Source organism: Rathayibacter festucae DSM 15932 (genome assembly GCF_004011135.1).
GTDB classification, from domain to species: domain Bacteria; phylum Actinomycetota; class Actinomycetes; order Actinomycetales; family Microbacteriaceae; genus Rathayibacter; species Rathayibacter festucae.
In genome coordinates this window covers 308,446-332,133 of sequence record NZ_CP028137.1, presented here as the reverse complement: position 1 = coordinate 332,133, position 23,688 = coordinate 308,446, and the positions used below count along the sequence as shown (strand labels likewise).

Here is a 23,688-nt window from a genome sequence, read left to right as displayed (position 1 = left end):
CTCTGCCCTGACCTACACTCGTCGGCATGCTGATCCCCGACGGCTTCCTCGGCCAGCGCCTGCATGTCCTCCCGAAACCGCGGGTGGCCGAGGCGCTCGCGGCCCCGATCACCGAGCGCCTGCTGGTGACCGATGCTGGACACTTCCCGCATGCCGCCGCTCACGGCCGCAGCCGTCCCGAGGGCACGCGGGAGGCCGTCGTGATCCTCTGCACCGCCGGCCGGGGCTGGGTCTCGATCGCCGACTCGACCGCCCGGGTGGACCCCGGCGAGGTCGCCGTCATCGCCGCGGGCACCCCGCACCGCTACTGGGCCGACTTCGCCGACCCGTGGACGATCTGGTGGCTGCACGTCGCCGGCGCCGATGCCGCCGCCCTGATCTCCGCCGTCGTCCACGAGCGGACGTCCCCCGTCGTCACCGCGCGCGACGCCTTCTCCGCGAGGACCCTGATCGAGCACGCCGTCGCCGCCCTCGAGCGCGACGAGACCGACTCGAGCCTCTACGCCGCGAGCGGCGCCGCCTGGAACCTCCTCGCCCAGCTCGCCTCCGACCGCACCCGCGGCACCCTCGAGTCGGGCGACCGGATCCGCATGGCCCAGGACCACCTCCGCGAGCACCTCGACTCCCCCACCAGCATCACCGAGCTCGCGACCCTCGCCGGCATGAGCACCTCGCACTTCTCCGCCCTCTTCAAGAAGGCCGCCGGCATGAGCGCCGTCGAGTACGTCAAGCGCCTGCGCAGCGCCCGCGCCCGCGAGCTGCTGATCACCACCGACGCCTCGATCGCCGACATCGCCCGCGCCGTCGGCTACTCCGACGCCTTCTACTTCTCCCGCCAGTTCCGCGCGATCAACGGCACGAGCCCCTCGGAGTACCGCGCCGAGTTCCACGGCGAGGCGCTGCGCTGAGCCGATCACCGAGCCGACCCGGTCACCGTGCGCACTCGACGGACGGCCCCCGGTACTCGGCCGACTCGAGGACTTCCACCTCGCCGAGCCTCGCCACGACGCGATACCCGTCCGTCAGCGCGTGGTCGCGGATCGCGGTCGTCCGCAGGTCCAGTCCGCGCACCGACCCCGCATTCTCCTGAGTCAGGTCCAGGAGGACGAAGTCGGGCGGCCGGCTGAGGACGCCAGGCAGCGACACCCGGTTGCTCCGCGTCAGCAGCGGCACGAGCCGGTCGTCGGCCGCGACGCACGCGCTCGCCGGCACCCTCTCGACCGCAGCGACCTGATCTCTCCGATGCGGCGACCGCGTCCACGCCTCGCCGGTCACCATCCGCGCCAACGGGAAGGCCTCGTCGTCGTGGCACACGATCGTCCCGATCACCGGCACGGCGCAGACGACCGCGCCGACGACCAGCGCCACCCGAGCTCTCCCCACGGAGGACGGAAGACGCCGCAGAAGCCGCCCTCCGCCGTCGACAGCGCCCAGGACCAGCACGACCCAGACGGGCGCGTCGTAGTGGAACCCGTTCGTCCAGAGCGCGGGCCGGTCGGACAGGAACCGCTCGGCGAGGAGCGGCAGCGCGAGCAGCGACACCGGCGAGAGCAGCGGAAGCAGGAGGAGGGGTGAGATCAGCCCCAGAAGCGTCATCGTCTTCACGATCGGCGTGAAGAAGAGCCCGATCGCGATCCACGGCTGCCCGAGCATCGTCCGGACCCCCTCGCCCCCGTCGGCTCCGAGCGCTCCGTAGTCCCAGTAGGCGTACCCGCGTCCGCCGATCGAGGGGATCACCACCCCGACGACGACCGCGAACGCCGCTGCCCCCGAACACGCCAGCAGCACCCCGACGATCCTGGGTCTCCTCGCCACTCGCAGCAGGCCGAGGATCAGCACCACCGCCCCCATGTCCTCCCGGATCAGGAGGAGGACCGCCGACGCGGCGACGAGCTGGCGATCGCTCCTGATGTCGAAGGCGTCGACCGCCCAGGCGAGGACCGGCACCGCGAACGCGACCTCGTGGAAGTCGAAGTCGGCCAGCGACTGCAAAGGCCGGCCGAGGAGATACCCGACGGCCAGCAGGCAACTCGCCCACACTCCCCCGCTCCGGCGGGCGACGCGCCAGACGAAGACGGAGGAGCAGGCGACCAGCGCGGCCTGCGCTTTGAGCAGCACCCGCGCGTCGTCCCAGATCCAGTACAGCGGAGCGAGAACGACGAGGATCGGATGGAAGTGGTCGCCGAGAAGGTTGAAGCCATCGCCTTTCAGCGGCGCGAGCGGCGGACGGAACTGCGAGTACGCCCGCACCGCCTGGTCGAAGATGCCGAGGTCGTACCCCGCCGTGAGCAGCTGGTCGGCCCGGGAGATCGAGTAGACCGAGTAGACCCCGAACGCGAGGAGCGCGAGCGGGACGATCGGCGAGCGCAGCCACGCCAGGCGCCCACCGCACACCGGCCGACTCCCGCCGCGCCCCGTCCAGCGCATCCGCACCTCCGCCGACGGCGGACGGCGCACCACTGACCGAGGAACCCGCTGTGTCTGCAGACGACAGTAGGCGAGCTTCCCTCAGCAACGCCGGCCTGGCGCCTGATGCCGCATCACAGTGCTGGATCGAGCGTGGCCACCGGAGCGCTGCAGACGCAGCCGACGTGCCGCTGGACGGGGTCCTGCGGACGACCGGTCGCAACTCACGGAGAGAAGAGCAGTGGTGCCCCTGGAGGGACTCGAACCCCCAACCTGCTCCTTAGGACGGAGTCGCTCTTCCATTGAGCTACAGAGGCCGGTGCCGTCCAGTGTACCGATCACCCGGTGCCGTCGCTCTTGACACGGAACGAGCTGCATGGTTGGTTAGTTACTGCACTAACGAACCAACACACCACGAAGCACCGACACCGAGGGAAGGAGCCCCATGGACGACTCCCGCCCGATCTTCCTGCAGATCGCCGAGCAGATCGAGAACGACATCATCGCGGGCGCGCTGCCCGAGGAGGACCAGGTCCCGTCGACGAACGAGTTCGCCGCGTTCCACCGCATCAACCCGGCCACGGCCGGCAAGGGCGTGAACCTGCTCGTCGACGAGGGCGTCCTGTACAAGAAGAGGGGGATCGGCATGTTCGTCGCCGAGGGAGCGCGCGACCGCCTGGTCGAGAAGCGCCGCACGCAGTTCCGCGACCAGTTCGTCGCACCGCTCCTCGCAGAGGCCGCCAAGCTCGGCCTCACCCGCGAGCAGCTCACCGCCATGATCACCGACATCGAAGGGGGATCGCGATGAGCGCGGTCATCGAGGTCGCCGGCCTCAGCAAGCACTACGGCAGCATGCACGCCGTCGCCGACGTCAGCTTCACCCTCGAGGAGAACCGGATCCACGGCCTCCTCGGCCGCAACGGCGCCGGCAAGACCACCCTGATGTCGCTGCTCACCGGCCAGGAGTTCGCGAGCACCGGCAGCATCCGCGTCTTCGGCGAGGCACCCGTCGAGAACGCCGCCGTCCTCTCCCGCACCTGTTTCATCAAGGAGAGCCAGAAGTACCCGGAGGACTTCAAGGTCAAGCACGTCCTCCGCAGCGCCCGCTGGTTCTTCGAGGGCTGGGACGAGGAGTTCGCGCAGCAGCTCGTCGTCGACTTCCGCCTCCCGCTCGAGCGCCGCGTCAAGAAGCTCAGCCGCGGCCAGCTCTCCGCGATCGGCGTCATCGTCGGCCTCGCCTCCCGCGCCCCGCTGACCTTCTTCGACGAGCCGTACCTCGGCCTCGACGCCGTCGCCCGGCAGCTCTTCTACGACCGCCTGCTCGCCGACTTCGCCGAGCACCCGCGCACCGTCGTCCTCTCCACCCACCTGATCGACGAGGTCAGCAGCCTCCTCGAGCACGTCCTCGTCATCGACGACGGCCGCCTCCTCGTCGACAGCGACACCGAGGAGCTCCGCGGAGCCGCCGCGACCGTCACCGGCAGCCGCGCCGCCGTCGACTCCTTCACCGAGGGCCGCGAGGTCCTCTCCCGCAGCGGAGTCGGCGGCCTCGCCACCGCGACGCTCCCCCACCTCGGCACCGCCGACCGCGACGAGGCCCGCCACCGCGGCCTCGAGCTCGAGCCCGTCTCGCTCCAGCAGCTCGTCGTCCAGCTGACCACCGGAAAGGCCGCCTCATGACCGCCCTCGCCCCGCAGCGCTCCGTCGCGCGCCACCGCCTGCTCAGCATCGTCCGCCTGCACCTCGCGAATCCGGCGACGCTGCTCGCCACCCCGCTCGCGATCCTCGGCGCGATCTTCGTCGGCAGCCTGATCATCTGGCTGCTCGTGCTGCGGATGGTCGGCGTCCCGGCCGCCGGCGGCGACTCCGGCGTGCAGATCACCGGTGGCACGACCTTCATCTTCATCTACATGCTGGTCGTCGCCGTCCAGGCCACCAATGTCACCTTCGCCCTCGCGCTGGGCTACGGCTCGACCCGCCGGGACTACTCCCTCGGCACGGCGCTGACCTTCGTCGGCCTGTCCGCCGCCTGGACCGTCCTCTACTCCACGATGTCCGCGCTCGAGCAGGCGACGAACGGCTGGGGGCTCGGCGGCTACATGTTCCGCGCCGCCGCCTACAGCGACGTCTCCTGGCTCGCCCAGACCTTCGCGACCTTCAGCCTCTTCCTCTTCTTCTTCTTCGCCGGCTCGGCGGTCGCCGCGGTCTTCGTCCGCTGGCGGGCCACGGGGATGACCGTCTTCTTCCTCGCCCTCGGCGCGCTGATCGTCGGCCTGGTCGCCCTGTTCACCCTCACCGACAGCTGGGACTCGGTCTGGCTCGCCTTCGAGGCGATCGGCTTCACGGGCGCCTTCGCCCTGCTGCTCGTCCCGACGGTCCTGTCCGCGGTCCTCGGCGCCCTGATCCTCCGCCGAGCCACCCCGCGCGGCTGATCCGGCCGCAGAACATCAGCTGAGAGAGGGGGGCATCCGCTGAGGAGCGATGCCCTCCCTTCTCAGCTGATGTTCTGCGGCGAGCAGCCCCGTCCGGACGGCGCCCCGCCACCCGCAAGGCCCTTCCGCCCCGCGCGCTCGCCTGGGAGCGTTGCAGCATGGCCGCATCCCACACCACCGCCGCTGCTCAGCACGTCTGGGCCGCCCGCGACGACAGTCCGCTCGACCCCGCCACCCTCGACACGATCGACGCCTGGTGGCGCGCCGCGAACTACCTCGCGGTCGGCCAGATCTACCTCCTCGCCAATCCGCTGCTGCGCGAGCCCCTCGCGAGGGAGCACATCAAGCCGCGCCTGCTCGGCCACTGGGGCACGACTCCCGGGCTCAACCTGATCTACGCGCACCTCAACCGCGCGATCACCGAGCGCGCGCAGCCCACCCTCTACATCACCGGCCCCGGCCACGGCGGACCCGGCATGGTCGCCAACGCCTACCTCGACGGCACCTACAGCGAGATCTACTCGCACATCGACGAGACCGAGGACGGCCTGCGCCGCCTCTTCCGCCAGTTCAGCTTCCCCGGCGGCATCCCGAGCCACGCCGCCCCCGAGACTCCCGGCAGCATCCACGAGGGCGGCGAGCTCGGCTACTCGCTCAGCCACGCCTACGGCGCCGCCTTCGACAACCCGGACCTGCTGGTCGCCGCCGTGGTCGGCGACGGCGAGGCCGAGACCGGCCCGCTCGCCACCAGCTGGCACTCGAACAAGTTCGTGAACCCCGCGACCGACGGCGTCGTGCTGCCGATCCTGCACCTCAACGGCTTCAAGATCGCCAACCCGACCGTTCTCGCCCGCATCCCGCACGAGGAGCTCGAGAGCCTCATGCGCGGCTACGGCCACGAGCCGTTCACCGTCGAGGGCGGCTTCGACGGCGAGGACCCGATGCGGGTGCACGAGCGCTTCGCCGCGGTCCTCGACACCGTGCTCGACCGCATCGCCGCGATCAAGGCGCGCGCCGCCGAGGGCGACCTCGCCCGCCCGGCCTGGCCGATGATCATCCTGAAGACCCCGAAGGGCTGGACCTGCCCCGCCGAGATCGACGGCGTGCAGGTCGAGGGCACCTACCGCGCGCACCAGGTCCCGCTCGCGAACGCCCGCGACACCGAGGCGCACACCCGCCTGCTCGAGACCTGGATGCGCTCCTACCGGCCCGAGGAGCTCTTCACCGAGGAGGGCGGGATCGCCGAGCGCGTGCGCTCGCTCGCCCCCGAGGGCGAGTTGCGGATGAGCGCGACGCCGCACGCCAACGGCGGTCTGCTGCGTCAGACCCTCCGGCTGCCGGACTTCCGCCGCTACGAGGTCGTCGTGCACGAGCCGGGCGGCACCGTCGCCGAGGCGACGAAGGTGCTCGGCGAGTGGCTCGCCGACGTCGTCCGCGAGAACCCGACGAACTTCCGGATCTTCGGCCCCGACGAGGTCGCGAGCAACCGCCTGCAGAGCGTCTACGCCGCGACCGACAAGCAGTGGAACGCCGAGCTCAGCCCGCTCGACGACCACCTCGCCCGCGCCGGCCGCGTGATGGAGGTGCTCTCCGAGCACCAGTGCCAGGGCTGGCTCGAGGGCTACCTGCTCACCGGCCGGCACGGGCTCTTCACCTGCTACGAGGCCTTCATCCACATCATCGACTCGATGTTCAACCAGCACGCGAAGTGGCTCGACGGCACCCGCGACATCGAGTGGCGCCGCCCGATCGCGAGCCTCAACTACCTGCTCTCCAGCCACGTCTGGCGGCAGGACCACAACGGCTTCAGCCACCAGGACCCGGGCTTCATCGACCACGTCGTCAACAAGAAGCCGGAGGTGGTCCGCGTCTACCTGCCGTTCGACGCGAACACGCTGCTCTCCGTCTACGACCACTGCCTCCGCAGCGTCGACTACGTCAACGTCGTCGTCGCCGGAAAGCAGCCCGCTCCCGCCTGGCTCACCATGGCGGAGGCGGTCACGCACTGCACCCGCGGCCTCGGCATCCTGGAGTGGGCGAGCAGCGAGCGCCGCGGCGAGTCGCCCGACGTGGTGATGGCCTGCGCCGGCGACGTCCCGACCCTCGAGACCCTGGCGGCCGTCAGCATCCTCCGCGAGGCGCTCCCCGACCTCGCCATCCGCACCGTCAACGTCGTCGACCTGATGCGGCTGATGTCAGAGTCCGAGCACCCGCACGGCCTCTCGGACCGCGAGTTCGACGCGGTCTTCACGCCCGACCGCCCGGTGATCTTCGCGTACCACGGCTACCCGTGGCTGATCCACCGCCTGACCTACAAGCGCACCGGCCACGGCAACCTGCACGTCCGCGGCTACAAGGAGAACGGCACGACCACCACGCCGTTCGACATGGTGATGCTCAACGACCTCGACCGCTACTCGCTGGTGATGGACGTCATCGACCGCACCCCCGGCCTCGGTGCGAAGGCGGCGGGCCTCCGCCAGGAGATGCAGGACGCCCGGATCCGCGCCCGCGCCCACACCCGCGAGCACGGCGAGGACATCCCCGAGGTCGCGAACTGGACCTGGTCCGGCTCCCGCTCCGGCAACGCCTCCGAGGCCACCGGCGGCGACAACGAGTAGCCCCGCACTCCGCGAGATGCCACTTGTGCACGCGACACGCCGTGTCGGGCGTGCACAAGTGGCATCTCGCGGCGGGGGTCAGGCAGCCGCAGCCGTCAGGTAGTCGTCCCACTCGGGCTGGGTGCGCTCGGCACCGCGCACGAGCCAGGACCCGGCGCGCGGCATCCGCGGCACGGAGCGCAGCTGCCAGCCCATCTCCAGCGGCGTACGGTCGCTCTTCACGTTGTTGCAGCGGTGGCAGCAGGCGACGAGGTTCTCCCAGGTGTCCCGCCCGCCCCGCGACTTCGGCTGGATGTGGTCGATCGTGTTGGCGTGCTGGCCGCAGTAGCCGCAGCGGTGGTTGTCGCGCCGCAGCACCCCGCGGCGCGAGACCGGCACGCTCCGCGAGCTCGGGATGCGGACGTAGCGCGTCAGCACGATCACCGAGGGCCGGACGTAGTCGCCGGTCGCTCCGTGCACCGGGTGCTCCTCGTCGGCGACGATGATCATCGCCTTCTCGGTCATCAGCAGCACCAGCGCCCGCTTGAACGACACCACCGCCAGCGGCTCGTAGCCGGCGTTGAGGACGAGTGTGCGCATCAGTGACCTCCGTGCTGTCGCACGCCGCTGCACGGAGGCGCCGCGACCACGCGAAAGGGCGCCGTCGTGATGACGGCGCCCTTCGAGGCCGCGGCGCAGAGCCGCACGGTGACGTGGTGCCGTATCCGAGTGTCGGCGGAGTGGAGTGCGGCGAGGAGAATCCCCGCCCGGATCGCGTCGGTCCGCCGCACGCGCGAACGCAGCCCCACGCAGTGGTGCCCGTTCCGCTCGGCCATCCCGGCACTCCGTCCCTCGACGAATCGCTCCGCTCGCCACGCGAGCGGACTGAGGTTCAGATTAACCCTTCGCGCCCGGAACACCAGAGGAACCGGGGATTTCGTCATGCGCAGTTCACACGGTGGGCGGCGGGCCGGCACTGCCGGGAACGCGGAAGAGCCCGCCCCGGTGAGGGGACGGGCTCTCGAGCCGAGCGGACGCGGAGCGCGTCAGCCGGAGATGCGGACGATCGTGTAGTTGCTCGTCCAGATCGGCTGCACGCGGACGCTCGCGCCCTCGTACGGCGCGTGCAGGATGTTGCCGTTGCCCGCGTAGAAGCCGTCGTGGCCGGGCATGATCACCAGGTCGCCGGGCTGCGCCTCCGACACCGGGATCTGCGTGCCCATGGCCGCCTGACCCGCGGCCGAGTGCGGCATCGAGATGCCGTACTGCGCGAAGACGTACATGACGAGACCGGAGCAGTCGAAGCCGCTCGGGTCCGCGCCGCCGAAGACGTAGGGCACGCCCTGGTACTGCAGCGCCGTGTTGAAGACGGCGGAGAGGCTGTAGCTCGTGCTCGGCGCGCTCGCCGCGAGCTCGCTGGCCGAGGCGCCCTCGTAGGAGTTGAAGCTCTCCGCGGTCTCGGCGCGGGCCTCGGCGACGTCGGTGGTGTCGACGACGGGCTCGACGACCGGCTCCGGCTCGGGCGGCGGCGGCGCGGCCTCGGCGGTGAAGCCGTCCCGGGCGATCGCGGCCTGGACCACTCCCCCGGCGACGGCGACGGTCTGCGCGTCGCCCTGTCGCAGAAGGTCGGCCTGCGAGGCGGCGAACAGCCCGTCGCTCTCGGTGCCGGGCGAGAAGGCGTAGGCGGGCAGCGCCATGGTCGCCACGAGCGCTCCGGCGAATCCGACGATGGCGACCTTGCCGATCGTGCGGCCGCGGCTGCGCTTGCGCGGCGAGCCGGCCGGCGTCGGGACGAAGTCGGTGACGTCGGCCTGGCGCGACGGCGCCGTCGGCACGGCGCGGCGGGCCACGGGCGCCTCGTCGGTGTAGCGGGCGCGGATCACCGGCGGACGGTTCTCGAAGGAGGACGCGTTGCGGGGGCTGTCCGGGTGGGTGGAGCGGAACCGGTCGGGGGAACCGGCGGGGGTGGTGGGGTTCTGGGGCAAGGGGGAGGACCTCCGACGTCCCGCCAGCCCAGGCAGCTGTCCCGTCTCGAGTGCGCGAAGCATCGGCGTTCACGGAGTCCGAGACGGGAAGGGACGTCGGACCCCGCGCCTCACGACCGGGGTTCGGGCGCAGGGCTCCACAGAGCGTAAGCGACCGTTACCGATTTGTCACCAACCGGAGACGAGATCGTGTCCCGCTCCGACCCCCCGATGCTGTAGTGCGCGTGGAGCGGACGTTCAGCTGACGAGGAAGATGTGCGCAGCGACCTCGTTGGGCAGCTCGATGCCCGCCTCCGCGCCGTCGATGCGCACGAGCACGTAGCCGTTGAGCGCCGAGAACTCGCCCTCGGCCCCGGGGACGACGCCCGCCTGCTTGAGCTGCAGCAGCAGCTCCGGGTCGACCTGCGCGGGCTCGCCGAGCCGGCGCACGGTGCCGCGCTGCGGCTCGGCCGAGCCGGCGACGAAGCGGGGGATGCTGATGACGCCGTCCGCGAAGCGCGACGCCGGGGTGTCCCCCAGCTCGTCGAGCCCCGGGATCGGGTTGCCGTAGGGCGACTCGGTGGGGTGGTCGAGCATCTCGAGGAGTCGGCGCTCCACCTGCTCGCTCATCACGTGCTCCCAGCGGCAGGCCTCCTCGTGCACGAACTCCCAGTCGAGCTTGATGACGTCGTGGAGGAGGCGCTCGGCGAGGCGGTGCTTGCGCATGACGTGGATCGCCTTGCGGCGTCCGTCGCCGGTCAGCTCGAGGTGGCGGTCGCCGGAGACGACGACGAGGCCGTCGCGCTCCATCCGGCCGACGGTCTGCGAGACGGTGGGGCCCGAGTGGCTGAGCCGCTCGGAGATGCGGGCCCGGAGGGGGATGATGTTCTCCTCCTCCAGCTCCAGGATGGTGCGCAGGTACATCTCGGTCGTGTCGATCAGATCCGTCATCTCAGCCTTCCGGTCTCAGCGCGCACAACCTTACTGGGCACCGTGTCCCGTCATCGGCGACGGGGCAGGGCGCAGGGCCTCCGATGGTCGAAGGCGGGGCGGGCCGGGAACCCTAGTATTAACGCATGCCGGACGTCACCATTCCTCGCGAGCTCCTCCCCCACGACGGACGGTTCGGCTGCGGCCCGTCCAAGGTGCGGCACGACCAGCTCGCGCACCTCGCGACGCAGGGCGCGCACCTCCTCGGCACCTCGCACCGGCAGGCTCCGGTCAAGAACCTGGTCGGCTCCGTGCGCGAGCACCTCGCGACGCTCTTCCGCATCCCCGAGGGCTACGAGGTCCTGCTCGGCAACGGCGGCTCCACCGCCTTCTGGGACGCGGCCGCCTTCTCGCTGATCGACCGCCGCGCCGAGAACCTCACCTTCGGCGAGTTCGGCCAGAAGTTCGCGAAGGCGGCGTCCGCGCCGTTCCTCGAGCCCGCGCACGTCGTCTCGGCCCCGGCCGGCTCGCGCAGCGAGGTCGAGATCCTCGAGGGCGTCGACGTCTACGCCTGGCCGCACAACGAGACCTCCACCGGCGTCATGGCGCCCGTCCGCCGCGTGCACGCCGACGAGGGCGCCCTCACGGTGATCGACGCGACCAGCGCCGCCGGCGGCATCGACTTCGACGCGGCCGAGGCCGACGTCTACTACTTCGCCCCGCAGAAGAACTTCGCCTCGGACGGCGGCCTCTGGTTCGGCCTCTTCTCGCCGGCCGCGATCGAGCGGATCGAGCGGATCGCGGCGAGCGGCCGCTACATCCCCGAGTTCCTGAGCCTGCAGAACGCCGTCGACAACTCGCGCATGAACCAGACGCTGAACACCCCCGCCCTCTCCACGCTGCTGCTGATGGAGTCGCAGCTCCAGTGGATGAACGAGAGCGGCGGACTGGCCTGGGCGTCGGCGCGCACCCTCGAGTCCTCGTCGGCGATCTACGACTGGGCCGAGGCCTCGCCGGTCGCGACCCCGTTCGTCGAGGTGCCCGAGCACCGCTCGCAGGTCGTCGCCACCGTCGACTTCGACGCCTCCGTCGACGCCGCGCTGATCGCGAAGATCCTGCGCGCGAACGGCATCGTCGACACCGAGCCTTACCGCAAGCTCGGCCGCAACCAGCTCCGCGTGGCGACCTTCGTCGCCATCGAGCCGGACGACGTCCGCTCGCTGCTCGGCTGCATCGACCACGTCGTCGAGCGCCTGGCCGACTGAGCGACCGGGGAACGGGGAGGCGCGGGATGAGGCTCTGGCTCCGTCCGGAGGAGCGCCGCCCCGCTCCCCCGCCCTACGCCTCCGACGACGCGACGGCGCTCCTCGTGGGCTGCATCGTCTGGGTGCTCGCCCTCGTCGGCGTGCTGATCGCCGCGGCGGCCGGCGCGACCGTGCCGCCGCTCGTCCTGTCGACCGTCGTGATCGGCGTCGTGCTCGGCACGATCGGCCTGTTCTACAGCCGCAACCGCCGCTGATCCACCGGCGTCCGCGCGCGCGGTGCGCGCGGCCCGCGCCGTGGCCGAGCGAGGGCGTCCCCGCTCGACCGGATCCTCACCGGCGGCGGCGCCGCCGTCCGCGACCGCTGCCGCCGCGTCGACCGGCGGCCGAGGCTCCCGACCCGTCCTCGGCGCCGGCGTCCTCGCCGTCCGAGTCGTCCTCGTCCGAGTCCTCGTCGTCGGTGTCGTCGTCGTCGTCCGAGTCCTCCTCGTCGGAGTCGTCGTCGTCCGAGTCCTCGTCGTCCGGGACGTCGTCGTCGTCCGCCTCGTCGTCGTCGAGGATCTCGTCCTCGTCCGCCTCCGCCGCGTCACCGTCGACGACGGTGTCGTCGTCGTACTCGTCGTCCTCGGTCTCGTCGCGCTCACCGCTGGCGTCCTGCGCCGCGCGGTAGTCCGCGAGCCGGACCGACCACGGCACCCAGTCGGGCGCGAGCACCGAGCCCTCGCCCGGCAGCAGCTCGACCTCGAGGACGTTGACGTCCTCGGACTCGTCGATCCTCGAGAGCGTCGCCGTCCAGAGCCAGCCCGGGTATCCGCGCATCAGGTTCGTGAACTGCAGCGAGACCACGTGCTCCCCCTGGGCGAGCGTCGCGACCAGGTCGCCGATCGTGTCGGCGGTCGTGATGTCGAGGAGCGCCTCGCGCGCTCGGTCCTCCGAGGCGGCGAGGACGGCGTCGAGCTCGTACACGGGCGCGGGCTCCGGCTCTCCGGCGGCCACTGCGGACCCGGCGTCCGACTCTCCTCCGTCGTCGGACTCGGAGTCGGAGTCCTCGTCGGAGTCGTCCTCGTCCTCCTCGTCGATCTCGTCGCTCCAGACCGCCGGCGCGGGAGTGCGCGATGCCGGGACGCCGTCCTGCGAGTCCACGGGACCCTCGGTCGGGGCCTCGGACCCGGTGTCCGGAGTCTCGTCGTTCTCGGGCGACGGATCGCCGGTCGTCTCGCCGGCGTCAGGCATCGAGCTCGTCCGCGACCCGGCGCAGCAGCGTCGCGATGGTGCGCCCGTGGGCCTTGTCGGGGTAGCGGCCGCGCTTGAGGCCGGTGCCGATGCCGTCGAGCAGCTTGACCGTGTCCTCGACGATCACGGACATGTCGTCGGCCGACTTGCGGCTGAGCTTGACCATGCTGGGCGGGGTGTCGATGATGCGGGCCGAGAGGGCCTGCGCACCGCGCTTGCCGTCGGCGATGCCGAACTCGAGGCGGGTGCCGGCCTTGACCGCGGTCCCGGAGGGCAGCGCGGAAGCGTGCAGGAAGACCTCCTGGCCGTCATCAGTGCTGATGAAGCCGAAGCCCTTCTCCTCGTCGTAGAACTTGACCTTGCCGGTAGGCATGCAGAACCCCTCCTGGAAATGAAGCAGCCATCAGTTTAGAGGACGGCACCCGCCCTATCCTTGACCCGTGAAGCCACAGCAGCCCGCGGGCATCGGACGCGCGGAGCGCGTGCTCGCCTACATGTTCGTCGCGATCATCGTCGTGACGGTGATCGCGTTCATCGCCGTCCTGGTGGCGCCGATGATGGGCGTCCGCGACTACAGCGGGAGCCTCTGGCAGTTCGTCCTCGCGCTGCCGCTCGTCGGCCTGCCGATTGCCTTCCTGATGATGATCGCGATGCTCGTGGTCGGCGTCCGCCGCCGCCGTTCCTCCTAGCGGAGACCTCTCCGGCCGCGCCGAGCCCTCGACGAGCAACCGGTCACGCGACTCCCAGACTTCATCCAGGCCACGCGCAGATACTGTCCGCATGGACGGACCCCGCATTCTCATCGTCGACGACGAGCCCAACATCCGCGACCTGCTCACCACGAGCCTCCGCTTCGCCGGCTTCGCCGTGCGCGCGGTGGGCAACGGTGCTCAGGCGATCTCCGCAGTCCTCGAGGAGGAGCCGGACCTCATCATCCTCGACGTGATGCTGCCGGACATGAACGGCTTCGGCGTCACCAAGCGCCTGCGCTCCGCCGGCTACACCTCGCCGATCCTCTTCCTCACGGCGAAGGACGACACCGAGGACAAGATCACCGGTCTCACCGTCGGCGGCGACGACTACGTCACCAAGCCGTTCAGCCTCGACGAGATCGTGGCACGCATCAAGGCGATCCTCCGCCGCACGATGCACGCCGAGGAGGACGCGGTGATCCGCGCCGGCGAGCTCACGATGGACCAGGACACGCACGAGGTCCTCGTCGGTGACGAGCCGGTCGAGCTGAGCCCGACCGAGTTCAAGCTGCTGCGCTACCTGATGCTCAACCCCAACCGGGTGCTCAGCAAGGCGCAGATCCTCGATCACGTCTGGGAGTACGACTTCAACGGCGATGCGGGCATCGTCGAGTCCTACATCTCGTACCTGCGACGTAAGCTCGACACGCATTCGGAGGAATCGCTCATCCAGACCAAGCGAGGATTCGGATACATGCTGAAGGTCGCGAAGGTCTGACCTCCGCCGCCCCGGCGCCGGCCCCGTGAGGGGGCGGGCGCCCTCACGACTTCGAGGGAGTTCCACCGCCATGCACCAGGGTCTGGCCGAGCGGTGGAACTCCATCTCGCTGCGCACGAAGATCACGGCCGTCACCGTCCTCCTGCTGACGCTCGGCCTGCTGGTCTCCGGCATCGGCACGATGACGATGCTGAAGCCGCAGCTCGTCGCTCAGCTCGACGCGCAGCTGGCCGACAAGGTGCAGAAGGTGGCGACCGACCTCTCCGCGCAGGGGGTCTCGCAGTTCTCCGAGTCGGACGACTACTACGGCGCCGTGTACGACTCCTCGGGGAAGCTCGTCTACTCGAACGCCGGGCAGGGCACCGACCCCGCCTTCCCCTCGCGCTACTCGATCGAGGACGCCCTGAGCGCCTCCAGCGAGCCGAAGGCGCTGATGAGCGTCAACGACCGGATCGAGTACCACGCCGTCTCGACGGTGTACTCCCGCGGGAACGACTACCAGACGCTGCTGCTCGCCACGTCGACGCGCGACATCGACAACATCATGACGATCTACCTGACGATCTTCCTCGGGTTCGGCGTCGCGATCGTCGTCATCGGCGCGATGCTGACGCGCCTGCTCGTCACCACGACGTTCGCTCCCCTGCGCCAGGTCGAGCAGACCGCCGCCGCGATCGCCGACGGCGACTTCAGCCAGCGCCTGGACGGCACCACGCCCAACACCGAGGTCGGCCGCCTCAACCGCTCGCTGAACGCGATGCTGGTGCGCATCGACAGCGCCTTCCGCGACCGCGCCCGCACCATCGACCAGATGCGCCGCTTCGTCGGCGACGCGAGCCACGAGCTGCGCACCCCCCTCGTCTCCGTCCGCGGGTACGCCGAGCTCTACCGGATGGGCGCGCTGCAGACGCCCGAGGCGGTCGGCCAGGCGATGGAGCGCATCGAGAAGGAGGCGATCCGGATGGGCGGCCTCGTCGAGGACCTCCTCGAGCTCGCCCGCCTCGACGAGACCAAGCCGCTCGCCCTCTCCCCCGTCGACCTGATGCCGCTCGCCCGCGACGCCGCGATGGACGCCATGGCCTCCTGGCCGGACCGCGACTTCGGAGTCGAGACCCGCGACGACACCCCCGTCGAGACGCCCGCGCTCGAGATGGACGAGCCGTCCGGCACCGCGACCCAGACCATGGAGGTTCCCGCCGCCGCCGGGCTCACCGGACCGATCGCGGCCGCCGGCGCACGCCTGGCGCGCTTCCGCCGCCGCCCGCGCCGCGTCCCGGCCGAGGACCTCGCGGCGGGCACCGCCCCCGAGCCCGAGCAGGTCGGCGTCCCGGCTCTCGTGATGGCGGAGGAGAACAAGATCCGCCAGGTGCTGACCAACCTGATCGGCAACGCCGTCCGCTACACCCCCGAGGACACCCCGATCGAGGTCGGCGTCGCCGTCGACCGCGCGCGGAGGCTGGCGTTCCTCGAGGTCATCGACCACGGCGAGGGCATCCCGCCGCAGATCCGGGAGAAGATCTTCCAGCGCTTTTGGCGCGCCGACACCTCGCGCACCCGCGAGACCGGCGGCAGCGGCCTGGGGCTCGCGATCGTCTCCTCCATCGTCGCGGCGCACAAGGGCCGGGTCGACGTCGTCGAGACTCCGGGCGGCGGCGCCACCTTCCGGGTCGCCCTGCCTCTCCTCACCGTCGACCCGGACGGCGATCCGTCCCCAGCTGCGGCCTGACGGTTCGCGCGGCCGACGCGGTCCGCCCTAGGTTCTCACCCACGCGCCGACCGGCGCGGCCGAGTGAGAGGACCTGACATGACCCATTTCCAGACCGACAGCGACGCGATCAGCACCGCGAGCGGCTCGATCCACGGCTCCGCGGACCGCATCCGCGCCGAGGTGGCCGGCATGCTCGCTCTGCTCACCGGCCTCGAGAGCTCGTGGACGGGGCAGGCCTCGACCGCGTTCCAGGGAGTGGTCGGCCTCTGGCGGACCACGCAGGGGCAGGTCGACGACGGGCTCGAGTCGATCGCGCTCGCCCTGGGGACGGCGGGGCAGCAGTACGCGGAGACCGAGGAGGCCAACGCGCGCCTGTTCGCGTTCTGACCCGCCGGCGGCGTCCTCGACCGTCTGCTCGCCGATGACGCCGCCCGGAAACGCAGAAGGCGGCTCCCCCGGAGGGGAACCGCCTTCTGCGTGGTGCGGGTCGGACTAGAAGTCCATGCCACCCGTGGGGTCTCCGCCTGCGGCGACGGGGTTCCGCTCGGGCTTGTCGGCGACGACGGCCTCCGTGGTGAGGAACAGACCGGCGATCGAGGCCGCGTTCTGCAGAGCGGAGCGCGTGACCTTGACCGGGTCGATGATGCCGGCGGCGATCAGGTCGACGTACTCGCCGGTCGCGGCGTTGAGGCCGTGTCCGGTGGGCAGCTCGCGGACCTTGGCGGCGACGACGCCCGGCTCGAGACCGGCGTTCAGCGCGATCTGCTTGAGCGGCGCGTCGATTGCGACCTTGACGATGTTCGCGCCGGTCGCCTCGTCTCCGACCAGCTCGAGCTTCTCGAAGGCGAGCTTGCCGGCCTGGATGAGGGCGACGCCACCACCGGCGACGATGCCCTCCTCGACGGCGGCCTTCGCGTTGCGGACGGCGTCCTCGATGCGGTGCTTGCGCTCCTTGAGCTCGACCTCGGTCGCAGCTCCGGCCTTGATGACCGCGACGCCACCGGCGAGCTTCGCGAGACGCTCCTGGAGCTTCTCGCGGTCGTAGTCGCTGTCGGTGTTCTCGATCTCGCCGCGGATCTGCGCGACGCGACCGGCGATGGCCTCGGCGTCGCCGGCACCCTCGACGATCGTGGTCTCGTCCTTGGTGATGACGACCTTGCGGGCCGAGCCGAGCAGGTCGAGGGTGACGTTCTCGAGCTTGAGGCCGACCTCCTCGGAGATGACCTGGCCACCGGTGAGGATCGCGATGTCCTGGAGCTGCGCCTTGCGACGGTCGCCGAAGCCCGGGGCCTTGACGGCGACCGACTTGAAGATGCCGCGGATCTTGTTGACGACCAGGGTCGCCAGCGCCTCGCCGTCGACGTCCTCGGCGATGATCAGCAGCTGCTTGCCCGCCTGGATCACCTTGTCGACGACGGGGAGGAGGTCCTTGATGTTCGAGACCTTGGAGTTGACGATCAGGATGTACGGGTCCTCGAACACGGCCTCCTGGCGGTCGGGGTCCGTGACGAAGTACTGCGACAGGTAGCCCTTGTCGAAGCGCATGCCCTCGGTCAGCTCGAGCTCGGTGCCGAAGGTGTTCGACTCCTCGACGGTGACGACGCCCTCCTTGCCGACCTTGTCGATCGCCTCGGCGATGATCGCGCCGATCTCGGGGTCCGCGGCGGAGATGGAGGCCGTGGCCGCGATCTCTTCCTTGGTCTCGATCGCCTTGGCGCCGGCGACGAGCTCGGCGGTGACGGCCTTGACGGCCTTCTCGATGCCCTTCTTCAGGCTGATCGGGTCGGCGCCGGCCGCGACGTTGCGCAGGCCCTCGCGGACGAGCGCCTGGGCGAGGACGGTCGCGGTGGTGGTGCCGTCGCCGGCGACGTCGTCGGTCTTCTTGGCGACCTCCTTGACGAGCTCGGCGCCGATCTTCTCGTACGGCTCGTCGAGCTCGATCTCCTTGGCGATCGAGACGCCGTCGTTCGTGATGGTGGGGGCTCCCCACTTCTTCTCGAGCACGACGTTGCGGCCGCGCGGGCCGAGGGTCACCTTGACCGCATCGGCCAGGGTGTTGAGTCCACGCTCGAGGCCGCGGCGGGCTTCTTCGTCAAAAGCAATGATCTTGGCCATGTGTGTTCTTCGTCCCTCCCGGACGTCAGGGGAATTCCGTCGTTGGCACTCGACTGGAGCGAGTGCCAACAGCGATTCTGGCACTCACCCGGGAGGAGTGCAAGTGACGCCGGCGCCTGGCGCAACGCGAGGAGCCGCCGCCCGCACGAGGCGGACGACGGCTCCAGGCAGGGCGGGGGCTTCAGACCACGCGCACCGATTCGGCCTGCGGGCCCTTGGACCCGGTGCCGACCTCGAACGCGACGTGCTGGCCCTCTTCGAGGACCTTGTATCCCGACATGTCGATGGCGGAGTAGTGGACGAACACGTCCTGCCCGCCGCCGTCGACCGTGATGAAGCCGTAGCCCTTCTCAGAGTTGAACCACTTGACGGTTCCGTTCGCCATCTCTCACTCCCAAAGTGCTGTGCTGCCTGCGACACGAGCGATGCGCAGGTGCCTGATTAGGGAGCATAAGCCAGCGTTTCGGCCCGGAATGGGGCGGAAAGCGCCCGTGGGAAAGAGTTGTCCGGGATTCAACATGAATTAAACGTGCCGGAAACAGAACGCCCCCGGGACACGCCCCGAGGGGGTGCTCCGGGGGCGTCCGCGCCGCCGCGCTACTGCGGCGGATAGTCCGAGCCGAGCACGACGACGACGGATCCGGTCTCGACGAAGTCCTGCGTCAGAGCCGGCGTGCCGACGCCGAGCGACTGAGCGACACCGAGCGCCGCGCCCTCGAGCGCGGGGTCGGTGTAGTAGATCGTCGTGGCCGTCTCCTCCTCGGTGTTCGCGTTCGCGACCGTGGGCACGCTCCAGCCCGCCGCGGCCAGCGCGTCCCCGGCGTTCGCGGCGAGGCCCGCCGTCGCCGTCCCGTTCAGGACCGCGAGCGCGAGGGCCGGGTCGACCGTGGGGGTGACCGCAGGGGTCGCCTCCGTCTCGGCGATGCCGGTGGGCGGCGTGAAGACGTCGTTGAACTGCACCCGGTTGTCGATCACCAGCAGTCCGATGAAGCCGAGCAGCACGATCACTCCGGTGGCCAGGGCCGCCCAGGCCAGCGCGACCGCGCGGGCGTGCGGGGCGGGCGGGCGGCGGTGGGCGCCGACGCGGCCCTCGGTGGCCGGGATCTCGTCGAAGCGGTCCTTCGGAGCGGTGGTGGTCATCGTCGGTACGGCCGGCCTTCCGTTCGTGGGCCCGAGCAGCTCGCCTACTCGGGGCGCCCGAGGCGGCGCGCGGCGCGGGCGCCGGCGCGCCCGTCGCGGATGCGCTGCAGCCGCTTGACGAGCATCGGGTCGTGCGCGAGGGCGGCCGGTGAGGCCAGAACCGCGCTGAGCACCTGATAGTAGCGGGCGACCGAGAGGCCGAACCTCTCGCGGATCGCGTCGTCCTTGTCCCCGGCGCGGGCCGTCCACTCGCCCTCGAACTCGAGGACGCGGCGGTCCCGCTCGGACAGGACGGAGCCCGTGCTGCGCTCGACGTCCGTGGCCCTGCTCATCCCTCCACAGTAGGGAGGGACGGCTCGGCGGCGGCTGAGGCGCTCCGGTACATGCCGATGTGCGGGATGCCCGCCTCGTCGAACTCGTCGCCGAACGGCTCGAAGCCCGACCGCGCGTAGAGGCCCGCGATGTACGACTGCGCGTGGAGCAGGAGCGGCTCGTCCCCGTGGCGCTCCAGGACCGCGCTCACCAGCCGGTGGGCGAGGCCCTCCCCGCGTCGGTCGGCCCGGGTCACCACCCGCCCGATCACCCGGTGGGCGTCGCGGTGCTCGGGCCGCTCGTCCCGGAGGGTGCGGAGGTAGGCGGCCGTGCCGCGCTCGTCGGCGATCCACCAGTGCCGCGTCGTCGGCTCCAGATCGCGGCCGTCGAGCTCCTCGTCGTCGACCCGCTGCTCGCGCAGGAACACATCGGTCCGCAGCCGCGCGAACGCGTAGACCTCCTCGGTCGTGAGTTCGCTCCACGCCTTCGAGATCACGGAATTCAGCTGCACGGCGGAGAGTTTACGAGAGGAGAGGGGAGCGCCCTCCCCCGTACACTGACCAGGATTCCTAGGGAGACCCATGTCGTCGTATTCCGTGAACAAGACCGACGCCGAGTGGCGCGAGGAGCTCGACCGCGAGCAGTACTCGGTGCTGCGCCAGGCCGCCACCGAGCGCCCGTGGACCGGCGAGCTGCTCGACGAGCACCGCGAGGGGCTCTACACCTGCGCGGCGTGCCACGCCGAGCTGTTCAAGAGCGGCACCAAGTTCGACTCCGGCTGCGGCTGGCCGAGCTTCTACGAGTCCATCCGCCCCGACGCGGTGCAGCTCATCGAGGACAGCACCCTGGGCATGGTCCGCACCGAGGTCCGCTGCGCCAACTGCGGCTCGCACCTGGGTCACGTCTTCCCGGACGGCTTCGGCACGCCCACGGGAGACCGCTACTGCATGAACTCGATCGCGATGAACTTCACGACCGAGGGCGAGTGACCGTGGCCGCGACTCCCGTGCTCGAGGCCGTCCTGGCCCGGCGCTCCCGCTCGAAGGTGACCGCGGAGGCGCCGGGGCACGAGGAGATCGCGGCGTACGTCTCGGCCGCCTCGCGGCTCGCGGACCACAGCTCGCTCCGGCCGTGGCGGGTCATCGAGATCCGCGGGGCGGCGCGCGACCGCATCGGGCGCAGCTTCGCCGCCGCGTCCGGCGACAAGAAGGACGCGCGCAAGCACATCGAGAAGACGCACCGCGCCTCCCTCCTCCTCGCGGTCGTCGTGAGCGTGAAGAAGTCGAAGGTGCCCGCCTGGGAGCAGGAGGCCGTCGCCTCGGGCGTCGCGCACCTGCTCAGCCTGCTGCTCGACGAGGCCGGGTGGGGCGTCTTCTGGCGCACCGGCTCGTACACCCGCGCCAAGGCCGTGCGGAAGGCGCACCGCCTGGAGAAGGGCGAGGAGCTCCTCGGCTGGCTCTACGTCGGCCGGCCCGACGGCAAGATCGGCGGGCCGAAGCGGCCGACGCCGGCCGAGCGGCACCTGAGCATCCTCGAGCCGTGATCCGCCCGCGCGGGCCGGAGCCGAGGCGGCTTCCGGCCCCGCGATAGGGTGGCCCGGTGCGGACACGCACCTGCCGACGTGGCGCAATTGGTAGCGCACCCGACTTGTAATCGGGCGGTTACGGGTTCAAGTCCCGTCGTCGGCTCCGAGGCGGTCTCGTGAGCGGCCGATCGGCCGGCCGCTCCTCCACGACACCCTGCTGCGTCAGGCCGTCCGGCGGCAGTCCGGCGTACGGCAGCCCTCGCAGCCTCCGCGTGAGCGGCCTCTCGACCCAGCGGTGGATCACGAGCCCGGCGACCAGCGAGACGGCGATCGTGCCGGCCACGGAGAGCACTCCCGCTCGCAGGCCGATCAGTGCCAGGACGGCGGGCACGACCGGCCCGATCAGGGGATGGAAGAGGTACAGGCTGTAGGACGCCTCGCCCAGGGCGAGCAGCGGTCGCCGGAGGACGCGGTTCGCGCCACGACGCGATGCGAGCCGCCGGAAGAGCGGTTCGGCCAGGACCACCGCGACGAACGCGGCGGTGACGATCCCCTTCCGGAAGAGCGCGTCGCGCTGCCAGGAGATCCCCTCCGGTGCGAGAGCCGCGACGACGGTGAACACGACGGCGGCGCCCAGCGCGAGGAGCAGGCCGCGGCGCGCGCGCGAAAGCATGGGGATCCTCCCGATCGCCATGCCGATCGCGAAGTACAGGACGAGCGGATCGAAGTAGACCGCCCAGGCCGGCCAGTCCTCGGCCGGGCGGAGGAGATGGCCGGACGCGACGACGAGCACGACCGTCGACGCGAACACGAGGACGTTCCGCCGCAGGAGCAGCCCGAGCGCGAAGACCGCGTAGAAGGCCGTCTCGTAGGTGAGGGTCCAGCCGACGCCGAGGAGCGGCTCCACCGCGCCGTCGGGATTGCGGGCGGGCAGGAAGAGGTAGGACGCGACTCCTGACCACGGGGTGAGGGCGGCGTGCAGCACTGCCCCGGGCAGGACGAGGATCGACGCGATCTTCAGGGTCGTGGCGATCCAGTACAGCGGGACGATCCGAATCACGCGGCGGACGGCGAAGAACCGCCAGCCGCCCCTCACCTCGAAGGGACCCGCGGTGACCGCCATCACGAAGCCGGAGACGACGAAGAAGACGTCGACACCCGCGGCGGCGCCGTTCCAGACGGTGATCGAGTCGTCGAGGCGCTCGTGCGCGTAGAACGTGGCGTGCGTGATCACGACCAGGAGAGCCGCGACGAAGCGCAGGGCCTGGACACCCTCGAAGATCGGTGTCCTGGCGGTCGTCGGCGTGACGATCGGCGGCGTTGTCATGGCGGCCCCCCGGTGAGATCGGGTGAGCCTATCCACGAGAGCGAGCGGCCGACGCGGAGGCGCGGAACCGGCTGTCGCGCGATCGCGGGCCGTCCTCCTCCCCGGAGCGCCTCCCCCTGCGGCGACCGGGCTCAGGCCTCCCGAGGTGCACGACGAAGGGCCCCGGTCTCCCGGGGCCCTTCCTGTGCTCCGACCCGTCTCGGCGGGTCCGCGGCCTAGCCCGCGGCGGGCGTCGGGGTCGGCGTGGCCGACGAGTAGGTGTCGGCGGCGGCCGAGAGCACGAACGAGCTGAAGGCGTCGGCGTCGGTCAGCGAGCCGGTGTACGCCTCGCCGTTGACGAGGACCGTCGGGGTGCCCGAGACGGACGCGACCTCGGTGCCCGGCAGCGGGCCGGAAGTGGCGCGCTCCGTGGCCGCGCGCACCCAGCTGACGAAGGACTGGTCGTCGATGCAGGAGTTCACCGCGGCGGTGTCCTCGACACCCGCGTCGGCGGCGGCCTGCTTGAGCTGGTCGTCGGAGAGGCCGTCGGTGCCCTCAGCCGGCTGCTCGGCGAACAGCGCCGCGTTGAAGTCGAAGAAGGAGTCGGGCGACCGGTCGGCGACGCAGGCCGCGGCGTTGGCCGCGCGCTCCGAGTACTTGGTGCCGTTCGAGCGGGTGGTCAGGATGGCGATCGGGTGGATCTCGACCATGGCGGCACCGCTGGTGACCCACTCCTTGATCTGGTCGCCGTTTGTCTGCTCGAACTGGCCGCAGTAGGGGCAGAGGTAGTCGAGGTACACCCGGATGTCGACGGTGCCCGTGGAGGTGTCGAGCACGCTCGGGGTCGGGGTGCCGTCGGCCGGGATCGCCGGGGTGGTCGAGGCGACGAGGCCCTCGGTGACGAGGACGCCGTCGCTCGCCATGTTGGCGGGGCCCGGGCCGGCCGGGCGGATGCTCGAGGTGACGGCGAAGACGACGACCGCGACGATGGCGATCACCACGATCGCGAGTCCGCCCTGCAGGGCGAAGCGGCTGACGCGGTCGCGGCGCTTCTGCTGCTCGCGGAGTCGACGGGCCTTCTCGCGCGCGGCCTCTCGACGCTGGTTCTTCGAGAGACGGTCGTTGGCTCCGCCGATGGTCATGACAAGAACGCTCCGAATGAGAGGGGAAGTGCCGCCGGGCTGCGACTCGCCGGAATCCTACGCGCGAGCCCTGGGAAACCTCCAAACGACGGATACCGCCGGGTCCCGGCGCCCGCCGTCGGACCGCGGCTCCCCCCGTCCGG

26 protein-coding genes and 2 tRNA genes are annotated in these 23,688 nt (G+C 70.9%); 14 read left to right on the top strand and 14 right to left on the bottom strand.

The features are described 5' to 3' along the window. The first annotated feature begins 26 nt into the window (after window positions 1-26). On the top strand, window positions 27-908 hold the full coding sequence (locus C1I64_RS01665) for an AraC family transcriptional regulator (protein ID WP_243586334.1): 882 nt from the start codon (window positions 27-29) through the stop codon (window positions 906-908). A gap of 22 nt (window positions 909-930) precedes the next feature. Here C1I64_RS01665 and C1I64_RS01660 read toward each other — a convergent pair whose 3' ends face one another. Both C1I64_RS01660 and C1I64_RS01655 read right to left on the bottom strand, forming a co-directional pair. Then, window positions 931-2,394: a DUF2079 domain-containing protein gene (locus C1I64_RS01660; RefSeq protein WP_164874416.1), complete on the bottom strand. Its 1,464-nt coding sequence runs from the start codon at window positions 2,392-2,394 to the stop codon at window positions 931-933. A gap of 254 nt (window positions 2,395-2,648) precedes the next feature. Continuing rightward, window positions 2,649-2,723 (bottom strand) — tRNA-Arg (locus C1I64_RS01655). Between the two features lie 128 nt (window positions 2,724-2,851). Between C1I64_RS01655 and C1I64_RS01650 the strand changes: the two genes are divergently transcribed. From C1I64_RS01650 to C1I64_RS01635, 4 genes are all read left to right on the top strand, one after another. After that, complete coding sequence (locus C1I64_RS01650; RefSeq protein WP_123445182.1) at window positions 2,852-3,214, top strand: GntR family transcriptional regulator; 363 nt, start codon at window positions 2,852-2,854, stop codon at window positions 3,212-3,214. Continuing rightward, complete coding sequence (locus C1I64_RS01645) at window positions 3,211-4,086, top strand: ABC transporter ATP-binding protein (RefSeq protein ID WP_127885989.1); 876 nt, start codon at window positions 3,211-3,213, stop codon at window positions 4,084-4,086. The genes C1I64_RS01650 and C1I64_RS01645 overlap by 4 nt, the downstream gene beginning before the upstream one ends. After that, window positions 4,083-4,838 (top strand): ABC transporter permease, encoded by a 756-nt coding sequence (locus C1I64_RS01640; protein ID WP_123445180.1) that lies wholly within the window; start codon window positions 4,083-4,085, stop codon window positions 4,836-4,838. The genes C1I64_RS01645 and C1I64_RS01640 overlap by 4 nt, the downstream gene beginning before the upstream one ends. A 158-nt stretch (window positions 4,839-4,996) precedes the next feature. Further along, window positions 4,997-7,459 carry a phosphoketolase family protein gene (locus C1I64_RS01635; protein ID WP_127885988.1) on the top strand — a complete coding sequence of 821 codons (2,463 nt, stop codon included), beginning with the start codon at window positions 4,997-4,999 and terminating at the stop codon, window positions 7,457-7,459. A gap of 78 nt (window positions 7,460-7,537) precedes the next feature. Here the strand turns inward: C1I64_RS01635 and C1I64_RS01630 are convergent, their stop codons facing one another. The 3 genes from C1I64_RS01630 to C1I64_RS01620 all read right to left on the bottom strand — a co-directional run bounded on the left by C1I64_RS01630 (window position 7,538) and on the right by C1I64_RS01620 (window position 10,353). Then, complete coding sequence (locus C1I64_RS01630) at window positions 7,538-8,038, bottom strand: HNH endonuclease (protein WP_123445178.1); 501 nt, start codon at window positions 8,036-8,038, stop codon at window positions 7,538-7,540. Between the two features lie 446 nt (window positions 8,039-8,484). Beyond that, entirely contained in the window at window positions 8,485-9,423 is a 939-nt protein-coding gene (locus C1I64_RS20705) for a C40 family peptidase (protein ID WP_279397302.1), read from the bottom strand. A 237-nt stretch (window positions 9,424-9,660) separates the two neighbouring features. Beyond that, window positions 9,661-10,353 carry an iron-dependent transcriptional repressor DtxR gene (locus C1I64_RS01620; RefSeq protein ID WP_123445176.1) on the bottom strand — a complete coding sequence of 231 codons (693 nt, stop codon included), beginning with the start codon at window positions 10,351-10,353 and terminating at the stop codon, window positions 9,661-9,663. A gap of 125 nt (window positions 10,354-10,478) precedes the next feature. Here C1I64_RS01620 and serC point away from each other — a divergent pair, with 125 nt between their 5' ends. Further along, window positions 10,479-11,597 (top strand): phosphoserine transaminase, encoded by a 1,119-nt coding sequence (gene serC / locus C1I64_RS01615; protein ID WP_127885987.1) that lies wholly within the window; start codon window positions 10,479-10,481, stop codon window positions 11,595-11,597. Window positions 11,598-11,623: 26 nt separating this feature from the next. Then, window positions 11,624-11,851 carry a DUF2530 domain-containing protein gene (locus C1I64_RS01610; RefSeq protein WP_127885986.1) on the top strand — a complete coding sequence of 76 codons (228 nt, stop codon included), beginning with the start codon at window positions 11,624-11,626 and terminating at the stop codon, window positions 11,849-11,851. A 76-nt stretch (window positions 11,852-11,927) separates the two neighbouring features. Here C1I64_RS01610 and C1I64_RS01605 read toward each other — a convergent pair whose 3' ends face one another. Together C1I64_RS01605 and C1I64_RS01600 are read right to left on the bottom strand one after the other, a co-directional pair. Further along, entirely contained in the window at window positions 11,928-12,827 is a 900-nt protein-coding gene (locus tag C1I64_RS01605; protein ID WP_127885985.1) for a DUF3027 domain-containing protein, read from the bottom strand. Continuing rightward, window positions 12,820-13,200: a cold-shock protein gene (locus tag C1I64_RS01600; protein ID WP_123445172.1), complete on the bottom strand. Its 381-nt coding sequence runs from the start codon at window positions 13,198-13,200 to the stop codon at window positions 12,820-12,822. Before C1I64_RS01600 ends, C1I64_RS01605 begins: the two co-directional genes overlap by 8 nt. 67 nt (window positions 13,201-13,267) lie before the next feature. On the opposite strand from C1I64_RS01600, the gene C1I64_RS01595 reads away from it, so the two are divergent. From C1I64_RS01595 to C1I64_RS01580, 4 genes are all read left to right on the top strand, one after another. Further along, window positions 13,268-13,516 (top strand): hypothetical protein, encoded by a 249-nt coding sequence (locus C1I64_RS01595; RefSeq protein WP_243582849.1) that lies wholly within the window; start codon window positions 13,268-13,270, stop codon window positions 13,514-13,516. A 91-nt stretch (window positions 13,517-13,607) separates the two neighbouring features. Next, on the top strand, window positions 13,608-14,297 hold the full coding sequence (locus tag C1I64_RS01590) for a response regulator transcription factor (RefSeq protein ID WP_085475163.1): 690 nt from the start codon (window positions 13,608-13,610) through the stop codon (window positions 14,295-14,297). A 70-nt stretch (window positions 14,298-14,367) separates the two neighbouring features. Then, window positions 14,368-16,023 (top strand): sensor histidine kinase, encoded by a 1,656-nt coding sequence (locus tag C1I64_RS01585; protein ID WP_123445171.1) that lies wholly within the window; start codon window positions 14,368-14,370, stop codon window positions 16,021-16,023. 78 nt (window positions 16,024-16,101) lie between these two features. Continuing rightward, entirely contained in the window at window positions 16,102-16,392 is a 291-nt protein-coding gene (locus C1I64_RS01580) for a WXG100 family type VII secretion target (protein ID WP_127885984.1), read from the top strand. A 105-nt stretch (window positions 16,393-16,497) separates the two neighbouring features. Here the strand turns inward: C1I64_RS01580 and groL are convergent, their stop codons facing one another. The 5 genes from groL to C1I64_RS01555 form a co-directional block, all read right to left on the bottom strand. Then, window positions 16,498-18,120, bottom strand: a complete 1,623-nt coding sequence (gene groL / locus C1I64_RS01575; protein ID WP_123445169.1) for a chaperonin GroEL — start codon at window positions 18,118-18,120, stop codon at window positions 16,498-16,500. Window positions 18,121-18,301: 181 nt separating this feature from the next. Then, window positions 18,302-18,505 carry a cold-shock protein gene (locus tag C1I64_RS01570; RefSeq protein ID WP_123445168.1) on the bottom strand — a complete coding sequence of 68 codons (204 nt, stop codon included), beginning with the start codon at window positions 18,503-18,505 and terminating at the stop codon, window positions 18,302-18,304. A gap of 212 nt (window positions 18,506-18,717) precedes the next feature. Beyond that, a complete protein-coding gene (locus C1I64_RS01565; RefSeq protein WP_123702370.1) occupies window positions 18,718-19,260 on the bottom strand; it encodes a LytR C-terminal domain-containing protein in 543 nt (180 codons plus the stop codon). Window positions 19,261-19,304: 44 nt separating this feature from the next. Then, the gene (locus C1I64_RS01560; RefSeq protein WP_127885983.1) at window positions 19,305-19,592 is read right to left on the bottom strand and encodes a DUF3263 domain-containing protein; all 288 of its coding nucleotides are present in this window, start codon (window positions 19,590-19,592) and stop codon (window positions 19,305-19,307) included. Further along, window positions 19,589-20,083 (bottom strand): GNAT family N-acetyltransferase, encoded by a 495-nt coding sequence (locus tag C1I64_RS01555; RefSeq protein ID WP_243582848.1) that lies wholly within the window; start codon window positions 20,081-20,083, stop codon window positions 19,589-19,591. The genes C1I64_RS01560 and C1I64_RS01555 overlap by 4 nt, the downstream gene beginning before the upstream one ends. 70 nt (window positions 20,084-20,153) lie before the next feature. Between C1I64_RS01555 and msrB the strand changes: the two genes are divergently transcribed. The 3 genes from msrB (at window position 20,154) to C1I64_RS01540 (ending at window position 21,260) form a co-directional block, all read left to right on the top strand. Continuing rightward, window positions 20,154-20,561: a peptide-methionine (R)-S-oxide reductase MsrB gene (gene msrB / locus C1I64_RS01550; RefSeq protein ID WP_123445164.1), complete on the top strand. Its 408-nt coding sequence runs from the start codon at window positions 20,154-20,156 to the stop codon at window positions 20,559-20,561. After that, a complete protein-coding gene (locus tag C1I64_RS01545; protein ID WP_127885982.1) occupies window positions 20,558-21,115 on the top strand; it encodes a nitroreductase family protein in 558 nt (185 codons plus the stop codon). Before msrB ends, C1I64_RS01545 begins: the two co-directional genes overlap by 4 nt. Window positions 21,116-21,187: 72 nt before the next feature. Further along, window positions 21,188-21,260 (top strand) — tRNA-Thr (locus C1I64_RS01540). Here C1I64_RS01540 and C1I64_RS01535 read toward each other — a convergent pair. Together C1I64_RS01535 and C1I64_RS01530 are read right to left on the bottom strand one after the other, a co-directional pair. After that, window positions 21,234-22,424, bottom strand: coding sequence for an acyltransferase family protein (locus C1I64_RS01535; protein WP_127885981.1), 1,191 nt, complete (start codon window positions 22,422-22,424; stop codon window positions 21,234-21,236). The genes C1I64_RS01540 and C1I64_RS01535 overlap by 27 nt on opposite strands. A gap of 215 nt (window positions 22,425-22,639) precedes the next feature. Further along, on the bottom strand, window positions 22,640-23,545 hold the full coding sequence (locus C1I64_RS01530) for a DsbA family protein (protein WP_127885980.1): 906 nt from the start codon (window positions 23,543-23,545) through the stop codon (window positions 22,640-22,642). Between the last annotated feature and the right edge of the window lie 143 nt (window positions 23,546-23,688).